At 47.7% G+C, this 5,582-nt stretch carries 4 protein-coding genes; 2 read left to right on the top strand and 2 right to left on the bottom strand.

Features of this window, described 5'->3' with window-relative positions; all coding sequences use genetic code 11:
* The first annotated feature begins 65 nt into the window (after positions 1-65).
* Together CAG69_RS09840 and CAG69_RS09835 are read left to right on the top strand one after the other, a co-directional pair.
* Positions 66-995 carry a glycyl-radical enzyme activating protein gene (locus tag CAG69_RS09840; protein WP_029801982.1) on the top strand — a complete coding sequence of 310 codons (930 nt, stop codon included), beginning with the start codon at positions 66-68 and terminating at the stop codon, positions 993-995.
* A gap of 2 nt (positions 996-997) precedes the next feature.
* On the top strand, positions 998-3,421 hold the full coding sequence (locus CAG69_RS09835) for a formate C-acetyltransferase/glycerol dehydratase family glycyl radical enzyme (RefSeq protein ID WP_161443969.1): 2,424 nt from the start codon (positions 998-1,000) through the stop codon (positions 3,419-3,421).
* Between the two features lie 49 nt (positions 3,422-3,470).
* Here CAG69_RS09835 and CAG69_RS09830 read toward each other — a convergent pair whose 3' ends face one another.
* Together CAG69_RS09830 and CAG69_RS09825 are read right to left on the bottom strand one after the other, a co-directional pair.
* Positions 3,471-4,553 (bottom strand): saccharopine dehydrogenase family protein, encoded by a 1,083-nt coding sequence (locus tag CAG69_RS09830; RefSeq protein ID WP_161443967.1) that lies wholly within the window; start codon positions 4,551-4,553, stop codon positions 3,471-3,473.
* Between the two features lie 24 nt (positions 4,554-4,577).
* The gene (locus CAG69_RS09825; protein ID WP_161443965.1) at positions 4,578-5,522 is read right to left on the bottom strand and encodes an SDR family oxidoreductase; all 945 of its coding nucleotides are present in this window, start codon (positions 5,520-5,522) and stop codon (positions 4,578-4,580) included.
* Between the last annotated feature and the right edge of the window lie 60 nt (positions 5,523-5,582).

The raw sequence follows: 5,582 nt of genomic DNA, 5'->3' as shown, positions 1-5,582 counted from the left end.
CAAATGAAGCTTTCAGCAAAAGAAAAGCGTGAAAAGTAGACGAGCAAACCATGAGGCGGACAGCAATGTATTTCAATATTCAGAGGTTCTCGACCCACGATGGTGATGGTATTCGCACCATTCTGTTTCTGAAGGGATGCAGTCTGTCCTGTCCTTGGTGCCAAAACCCAGAAAGCCGCAGTGAAAAGCACTCTCTGCTGTTTGATGAGCGCAGTTGTATGGCGGACTGCCAGCTTTGTATATCGGCTTATAAACAAACCGTAAACGGCGACATGGCGAGCGATGGTATCCGACGCATTGACGATCAAATCATCATCAATCGAAAAGCCATGAGCGAAGCGCAGATCATAGCGCTGCGAAACGTATGTCCAACACAAGCGCTCAGCATATGTGGAGAAGCGGCGAAATCGGACGACCTGTTTGAAGTGTTGATGAAAGACAAGCCTTTCTACGATCAAAGCCAAGGTGGCGTGACATTTTCTGGTGGCGAGCCGCTGATGCAGCCAAGTCTTGTGGCAGAACTTGCCGAACGTTTGCATCAAAACCATGTGTCTACGGCGGTGGAGTCTTGCATGCATGTACCGTGGAAAAACGTAGAAAAAGTCGCGCCGTATATTGATTGCTGGTTAGCGGATCTTAAACACACCGACGAAGAAAAGTTTCTCTGCTGGGCGAAGGGATCGTTAAAACGCATCAAAGACAATTTTAGAAAATTGGCACCAATTGCGAAACGCATTGTGATTCGTATTCCTGTTGTGCCGGGCTTCAATGACACCATTGATGAGCTCAAAGCGATCATTGATTTCGCTGCTTCTTTAGAAAGCTGTCAAGAACTTCACTTGCTGCCGTATCACACCCTCGGCATCAATAAATACCGTTTGCTCGATATGCCTTACGAGTGTTCTGACAAACCATTAAATAATCCAGAACTGCTAGAAAACGCAATGCAATACGCAAGCGAACATACTCAACTTAACGTGATTGTTAGAGGTTAACCATGGACCTACATACCCTTCCAGAGCGAATCAAAGCCCACAAATCGGCACTGGTCAACATCGTAACGCCGCCTATCTGTACTGAGCGCGCAGAGGCTTATACTCGAGCGTATCAGGCAAATGAAGACAAACCTGTGATTGTGCAACGAGCGTTGGCGTTACAAGAGCACTTACGCACTCGCACCATTTGGATTAAGCACGACGAGCTGATTGTAGGCAACCAAGCGAGCAAAGTACGCGCTGCGCCGATCTTCCCTGAATACACGGTGCGTTGGATTGAAGCGGAAATCGACGAACTGGCCGAACGACCTGGGGCTGGTTTTGCGGTAAGTGAAGAAGACAAACAAAGCATTCACGCTATTACGCCATACTGGCGCGGTAAAACGGTTCAAGATCGCTGTTATGGACTTTTTACCGACGAGCAACAAGAGATCCTAGCCAGCACCATCATTAAAGCCGAGGGCAACATGACTTCGGGCGACGCGCACCTTGCGGTGGATAACGAAAAAATCCTGAAGATCGGTATGAACGGTCTGCTGGATGAGGTTCGTCAGCATCGCGCTAATAACGACATGTCGACGTATGAAGGGTTGAAGAAAGAGCAGTTTTATAAGTCCGTCGAAATTGTCTTGCTTGCGATTCAGGAGCACATGGTAAGTTACGCCGATCTCGCTCTGGAAATGGCACAAAACGAAACTCGACCAGAGAGGAAAGCGGAACTGAAGACAATCGCAAAAAACTGTCGTCATGTGGCTTTCCATGCGCCAACCAACTTCTGGCAAGCTCTGCAACTGAGCTATTTTGTGCAGTTGATGTTGCAAATTGAATCGAATGGCCACTCTGTTTCATTCGGTCGGATGGACCAGTTCCTAAACGACTACTACGTGCGTGGTCTTGAAAGTGGTGCGATGAACAAAGCGTTTGCCCTTGAGCTATTGCAAAGCTGTTGGTTGAAATTGCTTGAAGTAAACAAGATTCGCTCTGGTGCGCACTCAAAAGCGTCGGCAGGTTCTCCGTTGTATCAAAACGTCTGTATCGGTGGACAAAAGCTGAATGAGAATGGAGAACCTGAAGACGCCGTAAATCCGCTATCTTGGGCGATTTTAGAGTCTTGTGGTCAGCTACGTTCCACGCAACCGAACTTGAGTGTTCGCTATCATGAAGGTCTGAATCAAGAGTTCTTGATGGGCTGTATTGAAGTGATCAAATGCGGATTCGGTATGCCTGCATTCAACAACGATGAAATCGTCATTCCAGAATTCATCAAGCTAGGCGTCGAGAAAGCAGACGCTTACAACTACGCGTCTATTGGCTGTATTGAAACCGCTGTTCCAGGCAAATGGGGTTACCGTTGCACGGGCATGAGCTTCATCAACTTTGCGCGTATTTTACTGGCTGCGCTTAACGAAGGTGTGGATGCAACGACGGGCAAAGCCTTCTTGCCGCATGATAAGTCGCTAGCAAAAGGCAACTTCGAGAGTTTTGATCAAGTCACAGCCTCTTGGGCGGAGCAAATTCGCTACTACACACGTAAATCGATTGAGATCGATACCGTAGTCGACAGCGTGCTTGAACAGCAAGCGCAAGATATTTTCTGCTCATCGCTGGTGGATGACTGTTTGGCGCGTGGTAAAACAGTAAAAGAAGGCGGAGCGAAATACGATTGGGTATCTGGCCTGCAAGTGGGTATCGCCAATTTGGGTAACAGTTTGGCGGCGATCAAACATTTGGTGTTTGAAGAAGCACAAATCAGCCAAACGGAATTGGCAAAAGCATTGGAAGAAGACTTCGATGGTATTGAGAACGAACAACTTCGCCAACGCTTAATCAACTTCGCGCCAAAATACGGCAATGACGACGATTATGTCGACCAACTGCTGGCTGATGCTTACCAAGTTTATATCGATGAGTTGGCGCAATTTGTCAATACACGTCATGGGCGCGGACCAATTGGTGGTGGCTACTACGCGGGAACATCGAGCATCTCTGCCAACGTGCCATTTGGCGCATCCACGATGGCAACACCAGATGGTCGAAAAGCGAAAACGCCACTGGCGGAAGGCGCAAGTCCAGCATCGGGCTCTGACCGTTTGGGACCAACGGCGGTGTATAACTCAGTCGGTAAAATTCAAGCCAATAAAATCCTAGGTGGCGTGCTGCTTAACCAGAAGTTAAGCCCAGCGGCTGTTGCTTCAGAAGGGGATAAGCTCAAGCTATCGATGCTGATTCGCACCTTCTTTAATCACCACAAAGGTTGGCACGTACAGTACAACATCGTTTCTCGTGAAACCTTGCTGGCGGCGAAAAAGAACCCAGAACAATATCGTGACCTTGTCGTGCGAGTCGCGGGCTATTCAGCCTTCTTTACCGCGCTGTCACCAGACGCGCAGGATGACATCATCGCTCGTACCGAACACGAGTTGTGATGGCCTCAACCCCTGTTAATGCAGAAGGCACCGATTGGTGCCTTTTTGTTTACTCTTCAATGGTTATGTCACTAGAACCGGGAAGCTGCGACACAAAACTGGAGCCCATGAGCTTAGAGGGTGTGTATACACCGGCTTCAGGCTTTGTATGTAGTAGGTGTTCTACAATCGCCAGAGATCCCGTTACGGTTAAGCTGTAGCCATTGGCCGTTTGTACTCGTGCTGTTTTGCTTTGTCCGAGTTTGTTGCTTGCTTTACCCCACACATATGTGGGTAATTGGTTTCTTTGCTCCTCATTCGGTCCTTTTACGGTTCTTTCAATACGGCTTTTTATGAGGTTTTGTACCCAGGTTATGCCGAGAAGGGGGCGAACCCAATTCGCTCGTTTAGCGTTTTTTATCATGTTTGGCGATCCGGGAATAAAAACATCAATATTCTCAATCCCCGTGGTGTAATAGGCGGTTGAAACATCGCCCCACGGAATGGTCATCGCAAGTTTTTCGCCGTCACCAAAATCAATGTTGCGAACTTTATACGCTAGCGGAACGGTGGTGATTTTTCCGTTAAGCCGCACTTTACCGCCTTGAGCCAAACCTTCGACAGACGTTTTCGCCGTGCCCGGAGAAAAACCAGAGCGAGAGTCAAAACCGAGAGACAAGTGTGTTGCATCTGGTAGCGCAGCTTTCAATGTGGCTGCAATGCAATCCGTTGGAATAACATCAAATCCAACACCGGAGCACAATACGACACCAGCTTCCTTTGCTTGTGATTGCAGCGTTTGTGCAAACTCAAACACAGAGATCTCACCTGTAATATCGAGATAATGTGTGCCTGCATCTAGGCACGCTTTCATCATCGGTTTTGCCGTCGAAGAAAAGGGGCCTGCGCAGTTTAATACCAGTGATGAACCCGAAATATGTTGGACCGCGCTGCTTTTATCCTCAAGAGAAAAAGCAAGACTTTGCAGCCCTAGTTCAGCCGCTAGGCTTTGTACTTTCTCTAAACTTCTACCAGCAAGGATTGGGTGGTGACCCCGTTTTACGGCCTCTCTCGCAATCAGCTCGCCTGTATAACCATTGGCTCCGTATATGATCCAACGACCTGGGGATGATGCCGGTGTGTTATCTTTCATCAAAAAGCTCCTATCAATGCCTGCTTAAAGAGGTTTCTGGTCATTGGCTTTTTCTTGTTGAATTGTGGTCAAGCCTTGTTCGAATGTGGTGATTTGAAAATCTGGAAAACGAGTCTGAAACTTATCCGAAACAAAAAGGTTGTCAGATTCGTAGCGAGGCAAAAGCTCGGCTGCATCTCGAATGGTTTGATTAAATCGCCCAGCTAGCCACAATTGCCAGCGCTTGATGACTTTGTATTTCGGTTGAACGTTAAAAACCTTTGCTGCAACAGCGATAAACTCCCGATACGTCAGTCGACGATCATCGCAAGGCAAATGCCAAGTTTGTCCGTAAGCATCGGGCGTATTCCCAATTAGCGCCATCGCTCGGCTTGCGTCTGGCGTATAAATTAAGCTGCGTTTGGTGTCATCACGTAAAAACACTTTTGCGCTCTTTTTGTTAAGTAGATTATCGATAATGGCGGAATTAGTGATGCTTTGCGTTTTCCCCGGGCCGTAAAACTCCGGAGCACGACAGATAACGGCTTCGATTTCTCCTTTATTCATCGATTCTAGCAGCATGTCAGTAATGACCGCACGAATTCGACCTTTTTCTCCATTGGGCTGAAATGGTGCATCTTCTTGTTGAGGCGTATCCGTTTGCGGGTACATGTAGGTATTATCAAAGTAAACAAGCTTTGCTTGATGAGTTTTACATGCGGCGCTGACATTACGCATCATTGTTGGCCACTGTTCCACCCACAGTTGGGTATCCATTGGTAGCCCTGCAGTAAGGTAAACGATACTAGAACCTTTTACGGCATCTGATGTTTGTTTCGCGTCGAGCAAGTCCGCTTTTACCAGTTGATCCGTCTCGTTGACTCGATGTGGATTGCGGCTCACCAATCGGATGTCGCTCGTAAAGTCTCGTTTTAGGCTTAATGCCAGCTCACGGCCAATTTGCCCACTTGCACCCAATATCGTTTGCATTCACCAATCTCCTGCTGTGTTGCTTTGATATTCATCCTAACGTTAAAGTTAGGTTTAAGG

Origin of the sequence: Vibrio sp. V43_P6S15P86, from assembly GCF_009904725.1 — a bacterium.
In the GTDB taxonomy this organism is placed as follows: Bacteria; Pseudomonadota; Gammaproteobacteria; order Enterobacterales; family Vibrionaceae; genus Vibrio; species Vibrio diabolicus.
The sequence above is the reverse complement of the archived record's forward strand: the minus strand, read 5'-3'. Positions and strand labels throughout refer to the sequence as shown.